Source organism: Hymenobacter wooponensis (assembly GCF_004745865.1).
Lineage (GTDB): Bacteria > Bacteroidota > Bacteroidia > Cytophagales > Hymenobacteraceae > Hymenobacter > Hymenobacter wooponensis.
In genome coordinates, this window is sequence record NZ_SRKZ01000002.1 from 450,458 (window position 1) to 473,904 (window position 23,447).

Here is a 23,447-nt window from a genome sequence, read left to right on the forward strand (position 1 = left end):
CTTTCACTCCCCATTTCTCCAAAAACGCATCCCATGAATCTGCCTGCCACCCTGAAGTACACGAAAGAACACGAATGGATTCGTGTGGAAGGTGACGTTGCCTACATCGGCATCACCGACCACGCTCAGAGAGAACTTGGCGACATCGTGTACGTGGACATCGATACCCTCGACAAGGAAGTAGCCGAGAGCGAAGTGTTCGGGACGGTAGAGGCCGTAAAAACGGTATCTGACCTTTTCAGCCCCATTTCTGGCACTGTGCTAGAGATCAACGAAAAGCTCGACGGCAGCCCCGAGTTGGTGAACTCCGACCCCTACGGCGATGGCTGGATGATCAAGATGTCGATTGCCAACCCTGCCCAGCTGGAGTCGTTGTTGACTGCTGAAGCCTACGGCGAACTGGTAGGCGCTTAAGCCCTCCTCTCTATTGCGTATGCTACGTACCGCGCCGCCCCTGCCCCGCCGTCGAGCCTTTGTGGCTCTGCCGCTGGCATGGGCGGCGCTGGTGTTAGTGCTGACTCTGACGCCATCGGAGGAAATGCCCAAGACTCCGGACTGGCAGCTGTTGTCGTTTGACACGGCAGCTCATGCGGGCGTTTTCACCGTGTTGGCCGTGTTGGCGTACTTCTCGGCGGGCCGTCAAGAATCATGGCTTGCATTGCGCCGACATGCTTTGGGCCTGGTATTGCTAGCCTGCATCGCATTCGGAGCCATCATCGAAATACTGCAGATGACTATGAAGCTGGGCCGCCACGGCGAATGGTCTGATCTGATAAGCGATACAATTGGCGCTGGCATAGGCCTAGGCCTTATGTATGTCACTCGTCGTTTCTGGCGATAATGCGGCGGCCCGGTATTTTTGGTGAGTTCCGCCTAGTAGCCGCGGCCGTTGTACTAGCTTGGGGCCAGGCCACAACCGGAGCAGCTCAGAATATGGATCGGGCGCGGGCTACTATCCGCACCTTGGCTTCGCCCGCCTTACACGGGCGTGGCTATGTGCAGCAGGGGGAACACCTGGCAGCTACCTATATTCAGAAGCGCTTTGCGGAGATAGGCCTACAACCGCTAGCGTCGGGGTACAGCCAGCCGTTTTCGCTACCCATCAACACATTTCCCAAGCGCGCCTCTTTGCATGTTGATGGCAAAACGCTCCGGCCTGGTTATGATTTTATTGCGGAACCAGCATCAGGGCCGGGTGCCATAACGGGGCAGGTTTTCCAACTCGACACCCTCGTATTCAGCCAGGAGGCTGCCCAGCAGCATCTGCTCTCCACCAACCTCCGGCAGCGGGTGCTGGTGCTGCACCAGCATGATGCAAATCGGCTCGCTCAGCTGCCCGCTGCGTTGCAGTCTCACTTGTTAACGGCCGCGGCTCGTGTTACGCTTGTACCCAAAAAGCTTACGGCCTCACTTGCTCCTACTCAGCAGCCCCAACCGCAAGTGCAAGTACTCGCGCAAAGTTGGCCTGCACAGACCCGTAATATCAAGCTACAGCTTGATGCTGTTTTACAGCCCGCATATCAAACCCAGAACCTGATCGGCTATTTACCAGGGCGTGTCCAACCAGATTCTTTCTTGGTTGTAACGGCTCACTACGATCATTTAGGGATGCTAGGCCAGCGCACGTATTTCCCAGGAGCGAACGATAATGCTAGTGGCACTGCCATGCTCCTAGAATTAGCAGCCCACTATGCCCGATCTGAGAACCGCCCGAATTACTCTCTGGTATTTATTGCCTTTGGAGCAGAAGAAGCGGGCTTAGTAGGCTCTAACTATTTTGTAGATCACCCATTAATGCCCTTGGAGCGCATACGCTTCCTGATTAACCTAGATTTACTGGGCACGGGAGCCGAGGGCGCTACGGTAGTGAATGGTCGGGTATTTAAGCAGCAATACCAACTCCTCACTACGCTGAACGAGGCCGGACATTACCTTCCTTCTCTAGCCGCCAGGGGCCGAGCCGCTAACTCCGATCATTACTTCTTTTCGGAGCGCGGAGTTCCAGCCTTCTTTCTTTACACCCGTGGTGGCCCAACCGCTTATCACGATGTGTATGATCAAGCAGCTACTCTTCCCCTTACTGGCTTCACAGGAGCATTTGGCCTGCTACGAGACTTCCTTAACGCATTAGGAGCCAGCTCTCGCTAGAGTTCCCATACGTAAATAGACTCATTGCTAACCCATTTTCGAGCAGAGACTATTATCCCTTGTTCTTAAGGCTACTGTAGGAATGGCTTTGCGCACGTGACTCTAGTACTAAATAAAAATCGGCGCCCTCAGCTAGATAGCTGGAGGGCGCCGATTTTTATTTAGTGGTGAAAAGCTAGTAGCTCAGCCTACTATTAACCGTTCGTCTTGAACGAGGTCATGATTTGCTTAGCAACGTTTTCCCACTCGGGCTTCTGACGGTCAGCGCAAGTGAAGTTGCACATCAGCAATTTGCCTTCCACATCGGTGAAGAATACGAGGTTGTATACCTCGTGGCCTAGCTCAGGCTTCATCAATTCCATGTAACCAACCTTACGGCCGTTCACCTCTTTCACGCCGTGGTTGAACCACTTGGCCTCTTTGTACTGCTTAGAGTACATCTTGTAGAAGTTGTCGGCATACATATCGATCATATCCTGATCGGCCGTGTTGTCGGTGTACGAGAAAGCGATGCTGGCTTCCTTGCTGTTCGTGTAGATAACGCTTGGGCGGCTTTGGGCTTTAGCATAGTTAAAGTCCATCTGCTGCTCGCTCATCACTTCAAATCCCTTGGGGATAAGAATTTCTACTCGCTCGCTGAGCACGCGCTTCTTGATCAGTTCAACCTCAGCGAAGGGACGAGCAGCCATCAGCAATAGCATCAGGCAAAAAACAGGGGCTACGAGTAATGCTTTTTTCATAGTTGTAGACTGAAAAAAGGTGAAATTCAAAAGGAGATCTGCGTTCTGAGGCTGTGGAGGCACTCTGTTTGGATAACACAATTTACGTGCAATTTTTAAAACCGCAAGTACTTTGAAAAAAAATAGTTTAGCGACCTTATCCGTAGCCGTACTTACTATGCGAAATAGCTACGACAAACGTAATCAGACGGTTTTAGCTATTAAAGAATTATCCATTAAAACAATCAGATTCATAAAGGAATACCATTTATTATCAAGAATAGCCTACCGCTATTACTATCCACAAAATTCAATTTAGCCTTCCTGCTATTAGTACCGTAGCAGTCGAAAACCTAGAGAATGTTGTTGATTTGCTCCTTGATTTTCTCCAGTTCCTCCTTCATCCCAACCACCAGATGCTGGATGGTAGAGTCGTTGGCTTTGGAGCCGATAGTGTTGATTTCTCGTCCGATTTCCTGCGAAATAAAGGCAAGTTTCTTTCCGGTGGGCTCAGGTAGGTACACCGTTTCGGTGAAGTAGTGCAAATGGTTGACTAACCGCACTTTTTCCTCGGCAATGTCAAGCTTCTCAATGTAGTACAGCACCTCCTGCTCGAAGCGAGTGGGGTTAAAGTATTCACTGCCTGTTATCTCAGCCATATGATTCTGCAGGCGCTGACGAACTTGCTCAATGCGCGTGGGGTCATGGCGCTCCACATCAGCCAACTGAATTCGAATCTTGTCAACGTAGCCCAAGATCTCGTTGGTCAGCGCTTGTCCTTCGTCACGACGAAACTGATTTACCCGATCTAGAGCTTCGTGCAACAAGGGTAACAACTCTTCCCACGGCACATCTTCTTCCTCCTCAGTGGCAGCAGTTGTATCGGCTGGTATTCGTAACGCTCCTGGTAGAGCGTGAGCAAGAGCTGTCAACTGCTCTATTGAGGCCCCACTACGAGCCGCTGCCTGCCGTAGTTCTTCCAAGGCAAGCATTAGAACGGCCTCATTTAACACGGCACCGGTGCGAGCGGCGGCGCGCGGACGAGTAAAGTCTAAGTTTAAGTTGACCTTGCCCCGAATAAGGCTTTTGGTTACCAGATTACGGATTTCCAGTTCACGGTCCTGCAGGAAGCGTGGTAGGCGCAAACTCAAATCCAGCGTCTTGGAGTTGAGAGATTTAATTTCGACGGTGGCAGCGTATGTGTCGGTTTCGCGATGAGCGATACCATAACCGGTCATGGATTGAAGCATGGCAAAGAAGCAGGTTTAGCGTAAAAACAATAGGCCACAGCCAAAGCAAGAGAAGTGTAGTCGGCTTCTTGAATAGGTAGGACCCGGGAGCAATATTAGCATTAAATAGGACTGGCCTAGCGTTGATGACCGCTACCTAACTATTCGTATAGTAAGCCCATCCTGCTAGCAGCATGACTAGCTACTTCTAAAGTAGTAGCGTAGTCACACTCTGCTTAGAAGCGCGGCAACCCCAAGCTTGAACACAAAGACACTTGAAATGAAACGACTTCACTACCGGTATAGGTGTACAAGCCTATCCAGTTGCCTGAAGGGGATTATGGCTGCAGTTGGGCTCTCTGCCTGGCGTTATAAAACAGATAGAGGCCTAGCAAACAGGTAAGACCACTCCCGATTAACACTACTAGTACTTCAGGAACTACCCTCGCTAATAACTCATGTACCACCAATAGCCCAATACCTACTCTAAATAGCTGACTAGCCCACATCTTCCAAGGCAACAGCTCAACCCAAGATACGCGGAGCAGTTTTGCAGTCAGAGCTAAGTAGTACGCGGCTTGGCAGTAGGTACTGATTACAAAGGCCAACGCCACTCCCGCCAGGCCTAGCAGCCTATACAGCGGATACATTAGTAGAAGTGCCAGCAGTAAATCAAGAATAGCTCCTTTCGTAATGGCGCGGCCTTGGCTCTTATGCTGAAGCATAGCCGTGAAATTATAAGCGCGTAAGGGTATTACTAAGCCTGAGACTAGGAACAGCGGTACCGCGGCATCATAGCGATGGGCGAATACTACACCAAATAGCTCGTAGCGAAAATAGAGTAGAAAGAAGAATAGGGGAAAGACGAGGCTGCCGAGCACTGTGCCTACTTCTTTGAGCATAGTCACCCGTTCAGTATCGGGGATGTTGGGCTGGCCGAAGTGCAACAGTAGCCCACTACCGGCCGCTCCTAACAACAAGGGCAGAAAGGGCACATCGAGGGTGCCATTGAAATACAGGGCAAAGAGAGCCGGTGGAAGTAGAAAGTTGAGCATAAACTTATCTATCCAACGAAACAGGATTTGCACCCCATCATTGAGAGCAGTATGCAGCCAGAGTTGGCGCACTGCTTTAAATGGTGAGGGTACTACTGCCGCTACTCGATCAAAATGCTGCTGAGCCAACCTACTCAGTGCGGCTACACGCAGTACGTTGCAGAATAGCAGCATGCTCATTAATTGCTGACTAGTCAGAACCTGCCCGACCAAAAAAATGTGGCCTAGCATGAAGGCCCCGGCGTAAGCCACACTTATCAAGCTCAAGGAGCGAAACTGTCGGCCGAGTAGTGCATAGGCTTCCAGCAGTGCCCCCAATACGCTCAACAGCAGGAATCCCCCCGTTTGCCAAGGCTCGAAGGGAGAACTGCTTTGCCACTGCAATACCGCAAAGCCGCCTGCGACCAGCATGAGCGAGGTAATTAGCAAGCACAGTTGGAGCCGGCTTATGCCACGCACCAAGCTATTTACCAACGCGGCTGGGTACGTGAGAATTACGGTAGGCAGGCCTAGACAAGCAACCACCTGCAACACTTGCCACTGCACCCAGAAACTCTGGTACCGACCGTAGTACGTAGGCGCCATATGCCGCGACAGCCATACTAATGCAGCTACGCTGGCAAGTGTGGGGAAGAAACGAATGAGAAAGATGTACGCGCTATTTCCCAGCAGCGTGCCGCTCGTATTCGCTTCGGGCTTGCGCATCGCATTCATCTTGGTTCAGGTATCTGAGCACCCGCGCCGGGTTGCCCGCCACTACGCAATGGCCCGCCGGGAAACTGTGCGTTACAACGGCTCCAGCACCCACTACCGTAAAATCGCCTAATTCCACTCCGGGTAATACCACCGCTCCCATGCCCACCCAGCAAAAACTCCCAATTCGTATGGGTCGGGCATGCAGGCGCTGAGCATTGCGCACGGGGTCATGATTAGCGGAAATCAGTCCTACCTGAGGACCAATGTTGGTAAAGCTGCCGATAATAATGCCGTTATCAGCATTGATATAGACGCCGGGGGAGTCGCCGGGAAAGGACCCCTGACCAGCCTGCAACCGATGCGGAGTGCGGATTGTGCTAGTATGATGCACCGCCCACGGCACGCCGGCATTCTGGCGTAGCACTCGCCGAAATAGTACGTCGAGAGCGTAAAAGCTCAGGGGCATTTCGGGGCGCAACCCTAGTACTCGGCGCAGCAGCTGTTTCACCTCCTTATATATACTGCTCGGTTAGCACAGTCAGTTTCAAGTGGCCTAGCTGATGGGCACTTTGCGCAGAATGGCTTCAATCAAATCTTGGGTGCGAATTCCGTCGGCTTCCGCTTCATATGTAAGCAGGATGCGGTGATTTAGCACATCAGTGGCGACTTCCTTAATGTCTTCGGGCAATACGTAGTCACGCTCATCGAGATAGGCTACGGCTTTGGCTGCCCGGTGCAGGGCAATGCTCGCACGCGGACTCACGCCAAACTGCACGTATTGCTGAAACTCGGCGAGGTCATACTCTGCCGGCTTGCGGGTTGCAAACACCAGCTCGATAATGTATTTCTCCAGCGTTTCCGAAATCTGCACCTGGTTGATCTGCTGCCGAATTCCGAAAATATCCTCTTTCGTCAGGATAGGGTTAACCCCGCCTTCAAAGCTCATATTGGCCATTCGACGCATGACTTCCAGCTCATCCGTCTTCTTCAGATAGTCAACGAACACCTTCATCATGAAACGGTCGACCTGGGCTTCCGGCAACGGGTAGGTCCCCTCCTGCTCCACGGGGTTCTGCGTGGCCAACACCAGGAAGGGCAAATCGAGCGGGTAAGTAGTCTCACCGATAGTTACCTGCTTTTCCTGCATGGCCTCCAGCAACGCACTCTGCACCTTAGCCGGAGAGCGGTTCACTTCATCAGCCAGCACCAGATTAGCGAAAATGGGTCCTTTCTTGACTTCGAACTCCGATTGGTTCTGGTTATAAATCATGGTGCCCACTAGGTCGGAAGGCAGCAGGTCTGGCGTAAACTGCACCCGCTGAAAGTGCAAGTGCAACACCTTCGATAGGGTGCTAATTGTCAGCGTCTTGGCCAGGCCAGGCACTCCTTCCAATAGAATGTGCCCGCCCGTGAACAGGCCAATCAGTAGCCGCCCAACCATGTACTGCTGGCCTACGACAACCTTGCCTACCTCAGCAAATACTTGCTTAATCTTTACTTGATAATCGGGTACCTCCGGCATTGGGGCGTCAGAAACAAAAGAGAGGGACATAGGAAACGCGGAATCCGCGAGAAACTAAAGGTAACAAATCAGACGGCCCCAAATAGCCCACAGCGCAGAAACGCTGCTTTCAAGGCCTATGCTAGGCCACTTCAAACTATGGGTGCGCTCAGAATAACGGCCTATGCCTACTCCTAGTCTTTCTAGTACGTCGCTGATAAGCCTGAATGGGACCTAGTTACTGCTAAGGGAAGTGGTTCAGGTGAAAACAGAGGTGCTTAGCCCTACCCAGCCAAGCCGCAGATCCTGTTAAATCTCAGTCGTTTGCTGATAAAAAAGTTGGCGAGTCTAAAATCCGACTCCATGGGCAACTGCGTTTGTACAATACCTGACCTCTATAACTTATTGCACATTATGATTCCCCTTTATAACACTGCCGGAAAGCAAGTTGTATATGCTGATGATGCCTGCCGTGCCTTATATGACACGGATGGAAATGTGGTAGCCTGGTTTGATGAAGAATTGGTTTACTCGCTCAATGGCCGTTATCTGGGCTGGGTACACCAAGGCTGGGTGTATGACCGCAACGGCCACCCGGCACTATTCGCAGAAAATGCCATTGGCGGCCCCGAACGGCCTCGGTTAAACAACTTAGCACGAGTACTGCCTAAAAGAATAAAGCTAGCCTCTTTGCCTACCCCTCTTCCTCGGCGCCAGCCCAGACCCGCCCGCCGAAGCAAAGCTTCTAGTTGGTCGACCCGTTCAGGGGCGGCCTATTTCACACAGTAAGCATGTGGCACCGCCGCATTGGACAGGTGTTACTAACAATAAAAAGGCCTTCTCAAATTCATGAGAAGGCCTTTTCAGTACCAGAGACGGGACTCGAACCCGTACGTCCGTGAAGACAAGGGATTTTAAGTCCCTCGTGGCTACCATTACACCACTCTGGCAGCTGGGTAATAAAGCGTGGGCAAATGTAGCGCCCTAAACCTCATTAGCCAAAAACAAAAAGAGGATGTTGCAGCAGCAACATCCTCTTGGAGCGGGAGACGAGGTTCGAACTCGCGACCTCGACCTTGGCAAGGTCGCGCTCTACCAACTGAGCTACTCTCGCTTTTGATCTTGGCGCCGTAGTGGCGTTTTGATGTGACAAAGGTACTACAGGAATCCTTGTTGTCAAGAGGTGGCCGCAAAAAAACCTTTACTTTTTTACTGCAAAAGCTGTTTTCAGCTGATTTTCAGGGAGAAAAATTTCAGCCTTCACCTCGCATTTTTCACGATATCGAAGAAAAGGGAGTGGCCTAGCCCCGGCTTACCCGGCACTCAGGGCTAGGTTACCCTGTTATTTTCCTCCGGCGGCTAGCTTTAGCTCGTTAAGCTTGAGCAGCGCCTCAATAGGGGTCAGCGTGTTCACGTCTAGTTTTTCTAGCAGTTCACGTACTCGCTCCAGGGCTGGGTCACTGGGCTCGAACATGCTCAGCTGCAGGCTAGGCCGTGGGGCATTGTGTACGGCGGCAGTCGGTTGGGCCTTGGGTGCGCGGCGAGCTTCTACTTCCTGATTGGCCAAGCCGTTTAGAGGAACCAGTTTGCCAGAGCCGGATTTATCATCTAGGCCCGCTAGCACGTCATCGAATTCGGTGGGCCCGTCTTCTACTCCAGCGCTGGCCCGCTCCTGCTCCAGGTGGTGCATAATCTCATTGGCCCGCAGCACCACGGAAGTAGGCATACCCGCCATACGAGCTACATGAATGCCAAAACTATGCTCTGAGCCCCCTTCCTGTAGCTTACGCAGAAACAGGATTCGGCCTTCGGCCTCCTTCACAGCCACGTTGTAGTTGCGTACCCGCGAGCAATCATCGGCTAGCTGGTTGAGCTCGTGGTAATGAGTAGCGAACAGCGTTTTGGCGCGTGCCTTGGGTGAGTTGTGCAGGTGCTCCACAATGGCCCAGGCAATGCTGATACCATCATAGGTGCTAGTGCCCCGCCCAATTTCATCCATTAGCACCAGGCTGCGGTCGGAAAGGTTATTGAGGATACTGGCCGTTTCGGTCATCTCCACCATGAAGGTGCTTTCACCCTTACTCAGGTTATCAGAAGCGCCTACCCGGGTGAAGATTTTGTCGATGACGCCAATGGTGGCCGCGTCTGCTGGCACGAAAGAGCCAATTTGGGCCAGTAGCACAATAAGGGCCGTTTGGCGCAACAACGCCGACTTACCTGCCATGTTGGGGCCCGTAATCACCACGATCTGCTGGTCCTCCTGGTCGAGGCGGATGTCATTCGGGATGTAGGCCTCACCGGGTGGCAGCTGGCGCTCAATTACGGGGTGGCGGCCGGCCTTGATGTCAAGTACAGTGCTATCATCTACGCGCGGCTTTACGTAGCGGTACTGGCGGGCAGTAGCAGCAAAGCTAGCTAGGCAGTCGGTGACCCCAATAGCGCGGGCATTCTGCTGAATCTGGGAAACGTACTCGGCCGCCGACAGCATCAGATCAGTATAGATGCGCTGTTCAATGACGAACAACTGGTCTTCGGCGTGCAGAATTTTCTCCTCGTAGGTTTTCAGCTCCTCCGTGATGTAGCGCTCGGCGTTTACCAGGGTTTGCTTTCTGATCCAGGTGGCAGGCACTTTGTCTTTGTGGGCATTGGTAACTTCAAGATAGTAGCCAAATACCTTGTTGTAGGCCACCTTCAAAGACCCAATACCGGTTTCCTGAATAGCGCGCTGCTGCATCTGGAACAAGTAGTCCTTGCCCGAGAAGGCCATTTCGCGCAACTGATCCAGCTCCGCATCCACCCCATCATTCACTACCCCACCCTGATTGGTCAGAATGGGCGCATCCACTTTAATTTTGGCCTGAATTTCCTCGCGTAGGCCAGTGCAGGGGTTGAGCTGATCTGCTAGCTTCTGCAGCGCCCGGATACCCGAAGCGGCTAGCTGCTCGCGCATAGGAGCAATGGCCTCCAGCGCCCGGGCCAGTTGTAGCAGCTCACGTGGATTGATACGGCGCACGGCAACCTTGGAAATCAGGCGCTCCAGGTCGTTGATCTGACGTAGGTGTTGCAGCAGGTTTTCCAGCAGCTCTGGGCTCTGCAGCAGGGCCTCCACCGTATCGAGGCGGCGTTGGATTTGGGCAGGCTCCTTCAGAGGCAACACCACCCACTTGCGCAGCAGGCGCGCGCCCATGGGCGTTACGGTCTGATCGAGAATGTCGATGAGGGGTACCCCACCAGGGTGCTGGGGCAGCACCAGCTCCAGGTTGCGCACCGTGAAACGGTCGAGCCACACGTACTTATCTTCCTCTAGGCGCCCGATGCTGCCGATGTGGCCTACATCGGTGTGCTTGGTCTCGGCGAGGTAGTGCAGAATGCAGCCGGCCGCCGTGATGCCTTCGCGTAGGCCATCGATACCGAAGCCCTTCAGTGAAGTGGTGTTGAAATGACGGGTGAGCGTGTCGTGGCAATAATCGTAGCCAAACACCCACTCATCCAGCGCAAAGTGGCAGTAATCAGGCCCGAAGTTCTCCTCAAACTCCCGGCGGCTACGCTTGCAGAATAGTACTTCCGCCGGGCCAAAGTTCTGCAGCAGCTTACCTAAGTAATCAATAGTGCCCTGGGCTACCAAGAACTCGCCGGTACTGATGTCAAGAAAGCTGATGCCGGCCTCTTGCTTACCAAAGTGGACGGCGCAGAGGTAGTTGTTGCTCTTGCGCTCCAGCACGTTGTCGTGTAGGCTAACGCCCGGCGTCACGAGCTCCGTGATACCGCGTTTTACCAGGCCCTTAGCCATTTTGGGGTCCTCGAGCTGGTCGCAGATGGCCACACGCTGCCCCGCCCGCACTAGTTTGGGCAGGTAGTTATCAAGCGCATGGTGCGGAAAACCGGCCAGGGGTGTTTCGGAAGAAGTACCCGCGCCGCGCTTGGTGAGGGTGATATCCAAAATACGGGAGGCCGTAACGGCATCCTCCCCAAAGGTTTCGTAGAAGTCGCCTACCCGGAACAGGAGCACGGCGCCGGGGTGCTCCTGTTTCAGCTGGTAGTACTGCTTCATCAGGGGCGTATCAATCACGGGAGCCGGTCCGAGAGAACCGTGTGTGCGGATGGGCTTTTTGTTAGGATCGGCGACTTTAGCTTTCACTAGCAAGGAAGTAACGCCAGCACAGAGCCAGCGAACAGGATCAGAAGTATGTATTTCGCGTCGGGCTGAGCTGGCTTAAATTCCCTACTGCTAGCTGCCCTAGTGGCCTAGAACTGGTAGAGATGCTTGACGTAACGGGCCTTTGGTTTGACCAGCTCAACTCGACGTTCTATTGGTTTTGTATTTGCCAACATCAGCCACTCGGCCGGACGTTCCTACTTTTGCACTATGCGCAAACTCTCCATGGAAGAGCTGAACCGGCTGACGGTGGCAGACTTCAAAAATACGCAAAAATTCCCCCTCTCTTTGGTTCTCGACAACGTGCGGAGCCTGCACAACGTGGGGGCGGCTTTCCGCACGGCGGATGCATTTGCGCTGGAAAAAATCTGGCTCTGTGGGATCACGGGTAGGCCACCCCAGCGCGAAATCACGAAAACCGCCTTAGGCTCTACGGAGTCTGTTACCTGGGAATATGCTCCTACTACCGTAGAAGCGGTGCAGCAGCTCAAGGCGGCTGGCTACGTGGTAGTAGCCGTAGAGCAAACTACTGGCAGCGTACCCCTACCTTCTTTTCAGCCCACCCCCGGACAGGCCTACGCACTGGTGCTGGGCAATGAGGTATTTGGGGTGGATGATGAAGTACTGGCGCTCTGCGACGCCGCGGTAGAAATTCCGCAGTTTGGTACCAAGCACTCCCTAAATGTGAGCATAGCGGCGGGAGTAGTACTCTGGGACTTTATTAGCAAGATGGGCTGGGCCTCCTAGGCCAGTTTACTTATCAATAAACAGAAAAGGCGGCTCTAGGAGCCGCCTTTTTAGTGGAGTTAGGGCAGAAGTATTATTTCTGCACCATCACTTTGCGTGACACCATTTCGTTACCTGAGCCGAGGCTAACCTGGTAGATACCGGCAGAGAAGCTGCTCAGGTCTACGGGCATGGCTACTTGGCGCGTACCACTTGGCACATCCCGCCGTAGCACTTCCTGGCCTAGCATGTTACGAACTACCACTTGCAAGCCCTTCACCGGCTGAGCGAAGTTAGCCGATACGGTGAACTGGCCAGCGCTGGGGTTGGGGTATACAGTTAGGCCAGCGGCCTGCACCTCTTCCTTCACACCCGTTACCACATTCTGGATGGCCAAGTTATCAATGGCCCAGCCCCAGCCATGAGCACCAGGGTCGGCGAACAGGCGGAAGCGCAGGCGCACTACGTCACCCGCCGCGAAGGTGGGGCTCAGATTCAGGGAGCGCGTAACATACAAATCAGGAGTGCCAACGGCTGTGGAGTTACCGCTAGCATCTACCGCACTATTCCAGCGGGTGAGCCAGGCTTCTTTATCGCGGCTGTTGTACCCGGTTATTAAGGGTTTCCAGGTAGCACCGTTGTCATTGCTGCCCTCCACCGTTACAAAGTCGAAGAAGCCCGTACCCCCAAATATACTACCAGCCTCATTAGGCTCAACCAACACGATTTCATCGAACCGCATTATCGCTTGTGCGGGGTCAGCCTTCACAATGATGGGCACCAGCAGATTATAGAAGCTATTACTCTCCGAGTTGGCCCCCGTACCGTCCTTATAGGGGTGGTCGGAGTTGATTGCCGGGCTAGTAAAGCCTGCAGGCTGCGAAATAGTGAATCCATCACCCACAAAATCCAGCGGCACATTGCTGTTCAGGGCATTAACGTACGTTTCCTGAGCAGGCTTGATAGACACCACGCGTACCGAATAGAAGCCAGTAGCGGGGTTTACAGTGCGGTTAGCAGCCGCAGCTACATCTGTAGCCACTACCCGGTAATTGATAATATCGCCGGATACAATTGCGCCTGCCGCCGTTGAGATGGAGCCCACGAAAGTGGAATCGTTCTGACGGGTGAGGGTGACGTTCGGACGAGCAGTGCCATTCACATCATACTCCAACACCACATTTTTAACGGCTTGGTTATCCGTAACCATTACCGTGACCTGATAAGGCAGATCTGTAGTGAAGAGAAAGGTTGGTGGCGTATGCCTCACTACGGGGGCAGTTAGGTCGGTACCCACTACAAACTGATACTGGTTGGGCACGCCACGACGCGTAGCCGCGGGCGAAGCATATGTGCGGCCAGTCTCCACATCAGAAGCGGTGATGTAGTACCGAACAGTTTTACCAAAGCCCGGATTAGGAATAGTAGCCGTATATTGATTATTGCCAGTGCCAGTCATGGTCACCGTTGTGGGGGTGCCGTTATCAACGCTGTACGTCAGTTTCACGGAACCCGGTGTCACGGTACCATCACTCTGCACGGTAGCGTTCACTACGTAATTCTGCGCCGTCTCCGTGTCTTTGAGCGGAGTATGGCGGATAGCCGTATTAAACCAGCCTATCTCATTAAAAATAGCTTTCGTAATGGGGCCTGGATCATGAATAGCTTCCGCGGCTCCAACTTGTGGCGACATCAGCGAGTTCTCGTTACCCGCAGGATATGTAGCTTCATCTAAATGTGAGATGCTGGAACCACCAGAGAACGTAGTGGGCACGTATAGTTTAGGCCGTTTATCGGGGCTAGCAGTATTATTAGCGGCCCTGGCCAGCGGACTATCAAAGTACAGCCCATTGCTGATGAACTGAGTACCTAGTGCAGTAGAAGGGTTGGCAAATAAGCGGGTATCCGTAATTAACTGGCCGGCTTGGTTCTCGATAAACGTAGCGAAGTTGAATGGAGGGTCGGTATACCCCCCTTCCTTATCATCAACGGAATAATCGGTGCCAGCCTGAAATCCCAGGCCGTGGCCTAGCTCATGTAGCACCACCGATACTAGGTCGTATTGATTGACGCCGGGCTTACCATCCGTACCGTAGTACCAGTTTATGGCGTTGTTGAAGCGAGCAGAGATGTCGGGATTGGAGGGGCCGTTTAGGTTGCGGCCCGCAAGTTTTTCCGCAAGTGCTACTGGATAAAGCACATCACTACGCGTGGCTCCCTCTATCCGGGCGTAGAGGGCAGTAGTTCCTGCAGAGCCTAGTGTATTCGTCCCCAAAGAAGTCCAGGTGGCCTGCACCCGAATGGGAACTGGTGTATTCAGGAGCGACTGCCAAATATCAACGGCATACTGAAATGCTGCTTGAGCTTCAGGAGTAAAGCCAGTATAGGTTACCTCAATACGAGATGCTGCAGTGCCTTTGCGCCCCGTGCGCTGAGATTCTAGGTAGGCGGTGGGCGCGGCTACCTTGGTAAACATATTTTCAGGACGGGCGGGGCATATCGTCTCGGGAACTGGCCGTGGATCAAGCACAAACGTCTGTGCCATTGAGGGCATCACTGCTCCACAGGCGAACAGCGCCAGAGAAAGTAATTTTTTCATCGATAAGAAGAAGAGTGAAGTTGGATGACCTTTTAAAATTAACGCTTTCAGCCCTAATAATTTCCCTACTTACCTGCAGCCCTAAAGCTGGTATACCGCCTGCCTCACTTTCTACTGGCCTGCTAACTGCATTTCCTTATATTTTACCGAAACTCTGGCTACTAGCTTGCGTTGAGGATGTATACAGTAAAAGCGAGTTTATAATGGGCATGTGCACCTAGCATTGCTTGCTAATATCACAAGATATCTGTTATGTAAACAGCTTTATAGCTTTCTGGCTCTTAACTCAACACCACGGCACAACCTTTTTGCTAGTTAGATAGGTTGCGCAAAAGGTGCTCGTTGCCTTGCTTTTGTACCATTATCCTACACCATAACCTTTTTATCATTTTTGCACCACATTTGGATTTATTTTGCTGTGTTTTCAAGATAAGTGACTTATCCTTAATACTTCTCTTAATTAGCGCTGTTAGTGCCCCACGTATCCCCTGCCTTGGAGAGACTCATGCACAATGGTGTATTACGCGGATGAGGCTGGTTGTTTTAAGCAGCTACCAACCTCAGCTTTATTCTTGCTGACCCTCTCTGTTTTTGAGCGGTTATCTAATAAGTACCCTTAGTACTACTCTATAGATCAGCTTTTAAAAAGGAGAAAGAAGTAGCTACTTGCTCCTGTATCTCGCGTCCCCACCGGTTACCTTTTGAGTTAATGTTTGAACTTCATTCTGCCACGACAGCAGCCGCCGACGCGGCACTACTTGCCCTACGCCCCACTGTTGCCGCCGAGCTTCCACCAGAGCCCGTGGCCAGCGTAGCCGACTTCCTACACCGGACGCTGCGGCCCGTGCTGAAGCTGCAGAATGAGCATCTGTTGACTGTAATTGCCGACTTTCTCTCTGACCACCATGTACCCTTCCGGGCGGCGCAGGCGGCGGAGCAGCAACGGCTTCTGACAGAACTACTGGGCCGTAATACCAAGCTGCGCTACACCCTAATAGGCCTAGCGGTTGGGTTGTTTACCACTGAGGAGCTGCACTTTTACCGGGCGCACCGCTCCGAGCTTAATCGGCGCCTGCTGGAACTGACGGTGCGCCGAGCGCAGGACCAAACGGCCGCTCTAGTGGCCCTGCTGCCCATGTTATGAGCACCCTTTATACCCTGCTGGAGGTAAGTGAGCAAGCTTCGGCTGACGAGCTGCGCAGGGCCTACCGCCGTTTGGTGTTGCTTACCCACCCCGACCGCACCCCTGACCCGGCCGCGCACCAACGCTACCTCATTGTGAATGAGGCCTACGATATTCTGAGTAACCCCGTGCGCCGCCAGGCCTACGACGCGCTACTCCGGGCGCAGCGCCACCCTGCAGAGCCGCCTAGGCCTCTCCACCGCGACCCGGCTCTGCGACGGCGGGGGCGCCCACCAGCGCCACGCCGCCCCCCTACTACGGAGGAGCGCTACGGGCACTATGCCCCCTACGCGCTGTGGGTTTGCCGGATAGCCATGCTGTTGGTGCTACTCATGACGCTCGACTTTCTCTGGACCGAGCACCTGCCCAATGAAGTGGTGCAAACCGTAGAATCGGTGTCGCTTTACGCTCGGGGTCGTAGTATGGGCACTCACTCCATCATTCAAACCACGCACGCTAAGTTTCGCTCCGACACCGACTCTTGGCCCGAGGGAACACACCTCCTGGTTGATCGGACTATGTTGTTTGGCGTGTTTCGCAAAGCGGCCCCAGTAGGCCACCCAGAGTTGCTAATGGATGCCGGCGGCGTTACGATCTACGACAACTTCGTTTTTTTGCCTTTGCTGCTGGCCTTGTTAGCTGGCCTAGGCCTCTGGCGCGCTCCGGCCATGCGCAGCATCAACTGCGCCGTAGGCTGCGCGTTTCTGCTGCCTATTGTGCTGTATATTTTGCTGGCGGTTTAGGCAAGCCGGCTCCAGGAAGCAACTTTCCCGTAACGCCTACACACCACTCGGCCCCGCTACTGACGTCAGTAACGGGGCCGAGTGGTGTGTAGGCGTTACGTATAAGGCCTGGATTAATCGAACTGTGATTCTCGCAGCTGTACAGGAGCGGCCTTTTTACGGAGGCGCATGTTGAGAATTTCTACAACCAGCGAGAAGAACATGGCGAAGTAGATATAGCCTTTCTCAATTTCCTTGTGGAAGGCTTCCATTACCAGCATCACCCCAATCATAATCAGGAAGGACAAGGCCAGCATCTTGATGGTGGGGTTGCGGTTCACGAAGTCGGCAACTACGCCGGAGAAGACCAGCATCACCCCCATCGACAGGATAACGGCCAAAATCATGATCAGAACATTATCTACCAGGCCTACAGCAGTCAGAATGGAGTCGAAGCTGAAGACAATATCGATGACGATAATCTGCATGATGATGGAGCCCATTGTAGCCGTACCACCTTCTGCGCCTGTCTCATCTTCCTCACCCTGCAGCTTGGTATGAATCTCGGTGGTGCTCTTACCAATCAGGAACAACCCACCAGCCAGCAGAATTAGGTCGCGCCCGGCCACGCCGAACGGCTCCTCCAGCCAAGGCAGATTCAGGTGGAAGAGCGGCGTTTTAAGGCCCACAATCCAGGTTATACTCAGCAGTAGCCCAATGCGGCATAGCAACGCCAGCATCAACCCAATGGTGCGGCCCCGCTTCTGCTGGTCGCGGGGCAACCGGTTCACCACAATGGAGATGAAGATGATATTGTCGATACCCAGCACAATTTCCATGAACGTCAGCGTAAGCAAGCTGACCCAGGTCTGGGGATTGGAGAAAACTGAAAAGTCGAATTCCATGAACGGCGTGGTGAAGTAGGCTAGTTATGAAGCAGTAAGGGGCATGAGGGAAACCGAGGATAAGTAAGGAAGAGAATAAGACGAAGAAGGATGAATCTACTTCTGTTCAGCCTCCTTTTTATTTATCTCCTCCCATCACTTCCTGCTACGACTTCATGTTCACGAACTGCAGGGGCTGCCCAATATCAGTACGGCGCAGCAGGGCAATAACGGCCTGCAGGTCATCAATTTTCTTGGCCGATACCCGCACTTGGTCGTCCTGCATCTGGGCTTCCACTTTCAGCTTGGCGTCTTTGATGGCTTTCACGATTTTACGGCCGGCCTCTTTATCTACACCAGCCCGCACCTTAATGGTCTTTTTTACGAGGTTGCCACTGGGCTGCTCGTCCGCTGAGAAGTCGAGGGCTGTGCCATCAATGCCCTGCTTCACCACCCGGCCCAGCAGAATATCCTCCAGGGCTTTCACGCGCATGGAGTTTTCGGAGCTGAGCAGAATAGTATTGGCTTTTTTATCCAGATCGATGCCCCCCTTGGTGTCGCGGAGGTCGTAGCGGGTCTGGAGTTCTTTTTTGGCAGTGTTTACCGCGTTTTCGAGGGTTTGCGGATCTACTTTGCTGACGATATCGAAGGAGGCCATAAGAAGAGAAAGAAACGTTCGGAGGTGCATACGCCAAACCGCTAGGCCAGTTTGGGCGGGAGGCCAAAGGTAGAAAGTTAGCAGGATTGGTATAGCAGAGCTTATTGCCTAGGCCTGCTTTACGCGTTTACCCCAGTTGCTACAGCACAGAATAGTGGCCTAAACCTAAGGATAAAGGCTTCGCGGCCTATCTTGCTGCCTGCCTTCTCACTTGCCGCATCACTGCTCCATGGCTAGCATCAACACTCCCCAAACTCCCGCCGACTGGGATGCCTACTACCGCCTTCGCTATACGGTGCTCCGGCAGCCCTGGGACCAGCCCGAAGGCTCTGAGCGAGCTGACGATGACGCAGCCCCCACCACAACTCACGCCCTACTCCTGGCCCCCGACGGGCAGGCGCTGGGCGTGGGGCGGCTACACCCCAGCGGTGCCCGGCAGGGGCAAGTACGATTCATGGCCGTGCACCCGCAGGCACAGGGGCAGGGGGTGGGCCGGCAAGTGCTGGAATACCTAGAAGCTGCCGCCCGCCAGCAAGGGCTCAGGGAGGTAGTGCTGCATGCCCGGGAGCAAGCCGTACCGTTTTACGAGCGCCTGGGTTATGCCGTGGTGGCACCCTCGCACACGCTATTTGGTACGGTGCCTCATTTCCTGATGCGCAAAGACCTTTAGTGGCCTAGAACTTTTCCCGGCCGCGAAGCAAGTCGAAGTAGAGGCGGAAGTCGCCCATCAGGGAGAGCCAGGGGTGCTGGAAGGTAGCTGGGCGGTTGTGCTCTACGAAGAAGTGGCCTACCCAGGCAAAGCCATAGGCGGCTACTATTCCGGCTAGCACCAACCAGGGCTGCTGCCGGAAAATGGCGAGTGCAACAAATACCAGAAACAAGGTGGTGCCGATGAAGTGCAGCACCCGAGTGCCCCGCTGCTGGTGGTCGCGCAGGTAGCGGGGATAGAACTCAGCGAAGGTGAGGGAAGCAGAGGAGGAGGCCATAGCAGTACGGTGGGTTTCTTTAAAGTACGCTAACTTTTCAGCGTTATCATCCTGCCCTTTCTACATTTCTCATGGAGCAATTTCCTGATGTGGCTACCCTTATAGCCGTGTACAACCGCATTAATACTTACGGCCGCACCAACGGCATGGAGCTGCTAATGAAAACTCCGGGAGAAGTGCAGTACACCATGACGGTGCGCCCGGAGCACCTCTCCTCCCCTGGCACCTGCCACGGCGGCGTACTCTCGGGGCTCATGGACTCAGCCCTGGGCGCGGCAGCCCTATCACTGGCTTTCACGGCCGGCGAGTTAGTCTCCACGGTGGAGTTTAAGATTAACTACCTCTACCCCGTGCACCTGCACGACCACTTGGTTGCCCATGGCCTGGTAGAGCATAGCGGCAAAACCCTCATGGTCAGCAGCGCTACCATTACCTGTCCCGCCCGCGACAACCTAGTTGTAGCCCGGGGCCTTGGCACCTTCAACCGCTACCCCGCCACCAAGCGCGAGTTTCACGATCTGCTTTTCCCGCAGGCGGAGGAGAGTAAGTAGAGTAAAGCGGGTAACTGAGTAGCACAAAAACGCCGGGCAGCCCGTGTTGCAAGCGGGTGCCCGGCGTTTATGCAGGATGCCGAACCTGAGGTATTAGAGCGAATTAGAGACGGTCAGGAGAGTCGATCGACTCGTGTTCGGCTTCGTCGCCGTACTCGTCGCCTTCTTCCATTTCCGGGGCTGGTACTTTACGCACCTGGCGGGCGCAGTCTTCATCGCGGTGGTTACGACCTACGGTGAATTCTACCCAGTCGCCTTCACGCAAATCGTTGAAGTCACCCTCAGCCATATCAGCGTAGCTGAAGAACAGGTTGTTTGGGGGCATAACCACAAAGCCGAACCCGTTTTTCAGGTTCTTGATGGTGCTGATGCCAACCGTACCAACGGGACCCGCGGCGGTAGGGCCAGTAGGACGCACGGGCTTCACAGCGGGGAAAGCCACCGGCTCGGGCGTATTCACAAACAGCGTTTCGATCAGCTCGTCGCCGGAGCTCAGGCCCTGGTCGATGATATCGTGCATTTGGGTGGGGTACGTTACGTGCTCCAGCAGTTGCTGCGAAGCGCGCGTTACGCGGTTCTCGCCTTTGAAGTCAACGTACTTGAAGTCCCAGTTCAGCAGCATCACGCGGGTACCCACGGTGTTGAGCTTCTTAATCAGGGGCACGTAGTCAGAGTCGCCGGCGATGAGCACAATCACGTCGAAGCTCTTGTGCATAGCCAACTCCAGGGCTTCCAGGGCCAGCCATACATCAATGCCTTTTTCCTGTAAACGGCCGTCGCGCGTTTTCAGGGGCATGTAGTGGGTGGTTACACCCAGGTTCATCAGAATATCGTCGAGCAGCCGGTCGTGGAACAGGCGGTCTTTGTCGCGGGCTTCGGTAGCAGATAGGCGGCCGCGGAAGAAGTGCGAATCGGTAATTTGTGCCAGGCGCACATCTACGTCTTCTTCTTCAGCTACTTGGTGCCGGATAAACTCGTGGAGGCCTTCCAGGCTAATACGGGCCTTACGGTCATGCTGGAAGTAGTAGTAATCACTGATCTTAAGGAAATAATTGCCGTCATAGAAGACGCCGATCCTAATCAGGGGGCTATTCATCTGGTTCATACGAGAAACGGTTTGTGCGCAAAAAGGTGTGGGGTAAATAAGGGCAGGGAAGCGGTTCGGCGGGTCCTGCACCGGGCAGAGACCCGGTCAAAGATACATGTAGAGGTTTTCACAATTGACCACTTACTCACGTAATTCGTGTATATACTTCTATGCATGACTACCATATACAGAAGTGGTAGGAGTACGCCACCGAAAGGTAGAGTGCCCTACTATGAGAAAACTATGAAGACAATGGAGTGGCGTGCTGCGCATAATTATATAAGGTTATAGCTATGTATATAAGAACTAGATCTTGCTAGGTTGAGCAAGATACAATATTAAACAACATATATTTTCCAACCTATAAACGGAGTACAAACTCACTAAGTTTTGTCCAGTAAGCTGAACAAGTGACTTAGTTTGTGCACCACTTGGTGGCTCTATGGAGGGTTCTTCGTTACTTGTAATTCTGAACTGGCCCTATATAGCAGGCATCACGCACTAAGATTCAACAAAGATACCAACAACCAAGGGTTGAATAGATAATAACCTCTGAATATGACATATTCCTATACAAAATCGCCTTATTCCTAGACCAACTTCTATTTCTACTCCCTACAAAGTAAAGCAGGCTTTTCGAGCAGTTAGTTCCCGCCAGTTACCAAAATTCAGACGGAGAGCGTTCCGATAATTAAAACTAGCACTAGCCCACCATAGCCCAGGCAGATGGCGACTTCCAGCATGTTACCACTTTTGGAACCCGTTCTGATCAGGGGAAGCTTCAGGGTGAAATCGGTGAGGGGCATGAGCCACTTTACGCCGGCTTTGGTGAGCGTATCGGCCAGCAGGTGAGATACGTAGCCGCCACCGGCAAACAGCGCTACCCCGTGCCAGCCCAGGCTGCGGTCGGCGAGGTGGCCGATGTAGGTCCAGAGGGCGGTGGCCCAGATGGTGTGCGTCCAGGAGCGGTGCGAGGTGAAGGGCGCCACCGACACAAACAGGCCTAGCATACTCAGCCACACAAACTCCGTGTACAAACCGGCTACCACGGTGCACAAGCCCGTGAAAAGCAAAGCCAGCTTGCGGGTGGAATCGCCCTGCATGGCCGCACCAATGAGGCCAAATGCCAGCGCTGCGGTAAATCCCATCCGTCGGTCGGGGCCGGGGGGTAGCTGGAAGTGGGTGTAGAGGGCCAGGCCAGCCGCTACTACTACAAAGGCCCAGCGCACGTACTGCTGAGCGAAGCCCAGGCGCTTGCTAAGCCGGGAACCGGGGTGGTCGAGGTCGGGGGCCAGGGAGGAGAAGCCGGCCAGGGCAATACCAGCCGGCGAAACCGGAACGCCGGGTATGAGGTACGCTACGGCCACGCCGGTAATCAGGCCAATGGCCAAGTGAGAGGAACCGCGCACGAAGAAGGAGCTACTATGCTATAAGAGGAAACAGCGAAGATAGAGTGCAGACGGTTTTGCTTACCTACCTAATTTCACTATTTATTTTTCAGTAGTGCACAAAACGGCATTTAGCAAGCTCTCTAGGCCACTACTCACCGCTACATATATAATTTGTCTAATAAACACGCAACCGTGGCAGGGCTACCACGAGTGGCCTAGCGCCGTGGTTGAGAGAATCGTGCGGGCCTCTGTTTTGCAGCGTAGCTGGGCGAGGGTGCAACCGCCACCCGACAGGAGTGTTTTTGCGTTATCAGCATATCCACTTCTCACTATCAGCCAATTATCATGAAAAAGCAGCTTCTTTTCGTTGCCACTGCAATGCTATTAGGCGTAGCGGCCCATGCCCAAACTACGCCCGCGGCCACTAAGAAAACGCCTCCACCCGCCCGGTCAAGTAAAACTACTAAGCCGGCGAGCAAAGCTCCTACCTCTGCGGGCACCTCTACCATTAAGGACACGGCCAAGTTCAACCGCAAATTTCAGCGTTCTAGTCAGCCTTCTAACATGCCTATTCGCACACCCGTACGGGAGTAGTGTCGGCGCATGCTCCCCGGGATTTCGCTTTGGCACGTCATCCTAAGCAGCGCCAAGGCTCCTGGCACGTTGAAACGAGTGGCCTAGAGCCCCATGCTGACGTGGTAGGAGCCTTGGCGCTGCTCAGATGACGTGCTACAGGAATTAGGTAGCCTGGCAACGTCAGCAGGTGAGAGGCTTCGTGCTGCATGCCCGTTCTCGTGTATCGCTCTGGTGGAGTCGTTCTAGGCCAGTCCCCCAGCGCGAGTTAGCACTCTAGCCCTACCACACGCCGGAACTGCCTTTTAGGCCGCTTTGGTCGTCTTGGATGTTTTGGACCTGGCTTTCCAGCAGGGCCAGGCCACGGCGAAAGGCTTCGGCGGCTTCGGCTTTTTCCTGCTCGGGCAGGGGGCCTTGCTCTTGTACCTGCTGGCGCACTTGCCGCAACTGATTCAGAATAGCATCCCACTCTTCTGCTCCTTGCTCGTTCTGCTTGTTACTCATAGCCTTATGCCCGCTGGGGCTACTTCGCTGCCGTGAAGTGGGAAGATACGAGTGCGGTGCTGAAAAGTGTCGGAAACTT

The 23,447-nt window shown here is 53.7% G+C and carries 23 protein-coding genes and 2 tRNA genes; 10 read left to right on the forward strand and 15 right to left on the reverse strand.

The window, feature by feature from the left end; translation table 11 throughout:
• Positions 1 to 33: 33 nt before the first annotated feature.
• The 3 genes from gcvH to EU557_RS08100 are packed head-to-tail and all read left to right on the forward strand — an operon-like array spanning position 34 to position 2,148.
• Positions 34 to 414 carry a glycine cleavage system protein GcvH gene (gene gcvH / locus EU557_RS08090; RefSeq protein ID WP_135529892.1) on the forward strand — a complete coding sequence of 127 codons (381 nt, stop codon included), beginning with the start codon at positions 34 to 36 and terminating at the stop codon, positions 412 to 414.
• A 19-nt stretch (positions 415 to 433) separates the two neighbouring features.
• On the forward strand, positions 434 to 841 hold the full coding sequence (locus tag EU557_RS08095) for a VanZ family protein (protein ID WP_135529893.1): 408 nt from the start codon (positions 434 to 436) through the stop codon (positions 839 to 841).
• Complete coding sequence (locus tag EU557_RS08100) at positions 841 to 2,148, forward strand: M28 family metallopeptidase (RefSeq protein WP_210116008.1); 1,308 nt, start codon at positions 841 to 843, stop codon at positions 2,146 to 2,148. The genes EU557_RS08095 and EU557_RS08100 overlap by 1 nt, the downstream gene beginning before the upstream one ends.
• Before the next feature lie 194 nt (positions 2,149 to 2,342).
• Here the strand turns inward: EU557_RS08100 and EU557_RS08105 are convergent, their stop codons facing one another.
• The 5 genes from EU557_RS08105 to EU557_RS08125 all read right to left on the reverse strand — a co-directional run bounded on the left by EU557_RS08105 (position 2,343) and on the right by EU557_RS08125 (position 7,399).
• Positions 2,343 to 2,888 (reverse strand): hypothetical protein, encoded by a 546-nt coding sequence (locus EU557_RS08105; protein WP_135529894.1) that lies wholly within the window; start codon positions 2,886 to 2,888, stop codon positions 2,343 to 2,345.
• 332 nt (positions 2,889 to 3,220) lie between these two features.
• Positions 3,221 to 4,117 (reverse strand): YicC/YloC family endoribonuclease, encoded by an 897-nt coding sequence (locus EU557_RS08110; protein ID WP_135529895.1) that lies wholly within the window; start codon positions 4,115 to 4,117, stop codon positions 3,221 to 3,223.
• Positions 4,118 to 4,434: 317 nt separating this feature from the next.
• Positions 4,435 to 5,856: a polysaccharide biosynthesis protein gene (locus tag EU557_RS08115; RefSeq protein ID WP_135529896.1), complete on the reverse strand. Its 1,422-nt coding sequence runs from the start codon at positions 5,854 to 5,856 to the stop codon at positions 4,435 to 4,437.
• Positions 5,810 to 6,355 carry an acyltransferase gene (locus EU557_RS08120; RefSeq protein ID WP_135529897.1) on the reverse strand — a complete coding sequence of 182 codons (546 nt, stop codon included), beginning with the start codon at positions 6,353 to 6,355 and terminating at the stop codon, positions 5,810 to 5,812. The genes EU557_RS08115 and EU557_RS08120 overlap by 47 nt, the downstream gene beginning before the upstream one ends.
• A 45-nt stretch (positions 6,356 to 6,400) precedes the next feature.
• The gene (locus tag EU557_RS08125) at positions 6,401 to 7,399 is read right to left on the reverse strand and encodes an AAA family ATPase (RefSeq protein ID WP_245326201.1); all 999 of its coding nucleotides are present in this window, start codon (positions 7,397 to 7,399) and stop codon (positions 6,401 to 6,403) included.
• A gap of 363 nt (positions 7,400 to 7,762) precedes the next feature.
• Here EU557_RS08125 and EU557_RS26085 point away from each other — a divergent pair, with 363 nt between their 5' ends.
• Positions 7,763 to 8,137 carry a 4-fold beta flower protein gene (locus EU557_RS26085; protein WP_425351928.1) on the forward strand — a complete coding sequence of 125 codons (375 nt, stop codon included), beginning with the start codon at positions 7,763 to 7,765 and terminating at the stop codon, positions 8,135 to 8,137.
• Positions 8,138 to 8,215: 78 nt separating this feature from the next.
• On the opposite strand, the gene EU557_RS08130 is transcribed toward EU557_RS26085, so the two are convergent.
• The 3 genes from EU557_RS08130 to mutS form a co-directional block, all read right to left on the reverse strand.
• Positions 8,216 to 8,298: transfer RNA gene (locus EU557_RS08130), tRNA-Leu, on the reverse strand.
• Between the two features lie 88 nt (positions 8,299 to 8,386).
• A tRNA-Gly gene (locus EU557_RS08135) sits at positions 8,387 to 8,462 on the reverse strand.
• A gap of 228 nt (positions 8,463 to 8,690) precedes the next feature.
• Positions 8,691 to 11,399 (reverse strand): DNA mismatch repair protein MutS, encoded by a 2,709-nt coding sequence (gene mutS, locus EU557_RS08140; protein ID WP_135530319.1) that lies wholly within the window; start codon positions 11,397 to 11,399, stop codon positions 8,691 to 8,693.
• 315 nt (positions 11,400 to 11,714) lie between these two features.
• On the opposite strand from mutS, the gene EU557_RS08145 reads away from it, so the two are divergent.
• Positions 11,715 to 12,251, forward strand: coding sequence for an RNA methyltransferase (locus EU557_RS08145; RefSeq protein WP_135529898.1), 537 nt, complete (start codon positions 11,715 to 11,717; stop codon positions 12,249 to 12,251).
• A 73-nt stretch (positions 12,252 to 12,324) separates the two neighbouring features.
• Here the strand turns inward: EU557_RS08145 and EU557_RS08150 are convergent, their stop codons facing one another.
• On the reverse strand, positions 12,325 to 14,829 hold the full coding sequence (locus EU557_RS08150) for a T9SS type A sorting domain-containing protein (RefSeq protein ID WP_135529899.1): 2,505 nt from the start codon (positions 14,827 to 14,829) through the stop codon (positions 12,325 to 12,327).
• Between the two features lie 709 nt (positions 14,830 to 15,538).
• Between EU557_RS08150 and EU557_RS08155 the strand changes: the two genes are divergently transcribed.
• Positions 15,539 to 15,973: a hypothetical protein gene (locus EU557_RS08155; RefSeq protein ID WP_135529900.1), complete on the forward strand. Its 435-nt coding sequence runs from the start codon at positions 15,539 to 15,541 to the stop codon at positions 15,971 to 15,973.
• Positions 15,970 to 16,755, forward strand: a complete 786-nt coding sequence (locus EU557_RS08160) for a J domain-containing protein (RefSeq protein ID WP_135529901.1) — start codon at positions 15,970 to 15,972, stop codon at positions 16,753 to 16,755. The genes EU557_RS08155 and EU557_RS08160 overlap by 4 nt, the downstream gene beginning before the upstream one ends.
• A gap of 113 nt (positions 16,756 to 16,868) precedes the next feature.
• Here the strand turns inward: EU557_RS08160 and EU557_RS08165 are convergent, their stop codons facing one another.
• Together EU557_RS08165 and EU557_RS08170 are read right to left on the reverse strand one after the other, a co-directional pair.
• Entirely contained in the window at positions 16,869 to 17,639 is a 771-nt protein-coding gene (locus EU557_RS08165; protein WP_135529902.1) for a TerC family protein, read from the reverse strand.
• 145 nt (positions 17,640 to 17,784) lie between these two features.
• Positions 17,785 to 18,276 carry a YajQ family cyclic di-GMP-binding protein gene (locus EU557_RS08170; RefSeq protein ID WP_135529903.1) on the reverse strand — a complete coding sequence of 164 codons (492 nt, stop codon included), beginning with the start codon at positions 18,274 to 18,276 and terminating at the stop codon, positions 17,785 to 17,787.
• A 229-nt stretch (positions 18,277 to 18,505) separates the two neighbouring features.
• On the opposite strand from EU557_RS08170, the gene EU557_RS08175 reads away from it, so the two are divergent.
• Positions 18,506 to 18,946 carry a GNAT family N-acetyltransferase gene (locus EU557_RS08175; RefSeq protein ID WP_135529904.1) on the forward strand — a complete coding sequence of 147 codons (441 nt, stop codon included), beginning with the start codon at positions 18,506 to 18,508 and terminating at the stop codon, positions 18,944 to 18,946.
• Positions 18,947 to 18,950: 4 nt separating this feature from the next.
• Here EU557_RS08175 and EU557_RS08180 read toward each other — a convergent pair whose 3' ends face one another.
• A complete protein-coding gene (locus EU557_RS08180) occupies positions 18,951 to 19,262 on the reverse strand; it encodes an Mpo1-like protein (protein WP_135529905.1) in 312 nt (103 codons plus the stop codon).
• A 71-nt stretch (positions 19,263 to 19,333) separates the two neighbouring features.
• On the opposite strand from EU557_RS08180, the gene EU557_RS08185 reads away from it, so the two are divergent.
• Complete coding sequence (locus tag EU557_RS08185; RefSeq protein WP_135529906.1) at positions 19,334 to 19,813, forward strand: PaaI family thioesterase; 480 nt, start codon at positions 19,334 to 19,336, stop codon at positions 19,811 to 19,813.
• A gap of 103 nt (positions 19,814 to 19,916) precedes the next feature.
• Here the strand turns inward: EU557_RS08185 and EU557_RS08190 are convergent, their stop codons facing one another.
• Complete coding sequence (locus tag EU557_RS08190; RefSeq protein WP_135529907.1) at positions 19,917 to 20,918, reverse strand: NYN domain-containing protein; 1,002 nt, start codon at positions 20,916 to 20,918, stop codon at positions 19,917 to 19,919.
• A 650-nt stretch (positions 20,919 to 21,568) separates the two neighbouring features.
• A complete protein-coding gene (locus EU557_RS08195; protein WP_135529908.1) occupies positions 21,569 to 22,309 on the reverse strand; it encodes a metal-dependent hydrolase in 741 nt (246 codons plus the stop codon).
• A 327-nt stretch (positions 22,310 to 22,636) separates the two neighbouring features.
• Here EU557_RS08195 and EU557_RS08200 point away from each other — a divergent pair, with 327 nt between their 5' ends.
• Entirely contained in the window at positions 22,637 to 22,885 is a 249-nt protein-coding gene (locus EU557_RS08200; protein ID WP_135529909.1) for a hypothetical protein, read from the forward strand.
• 261 nt (positions 22,886 to 23,146) lie between these two features.
• Here EU557_RS08200 and EU557_RS08205 read toward each other — a convergent pair whose 3' ends face one another.
• Positions 23,147 to 23,368, reverse strand: a complete 222-nt coding sequence (locus EU557_RS08205) for a hypothetical protein (RefSeq protein WP_135529910.1) — start codon at positions 23,366 to 23,368, stop codon at positions 23,147 to 23,149.
• Positions 23,369 to 23,447: the final 79 nt, after the last annotated feature.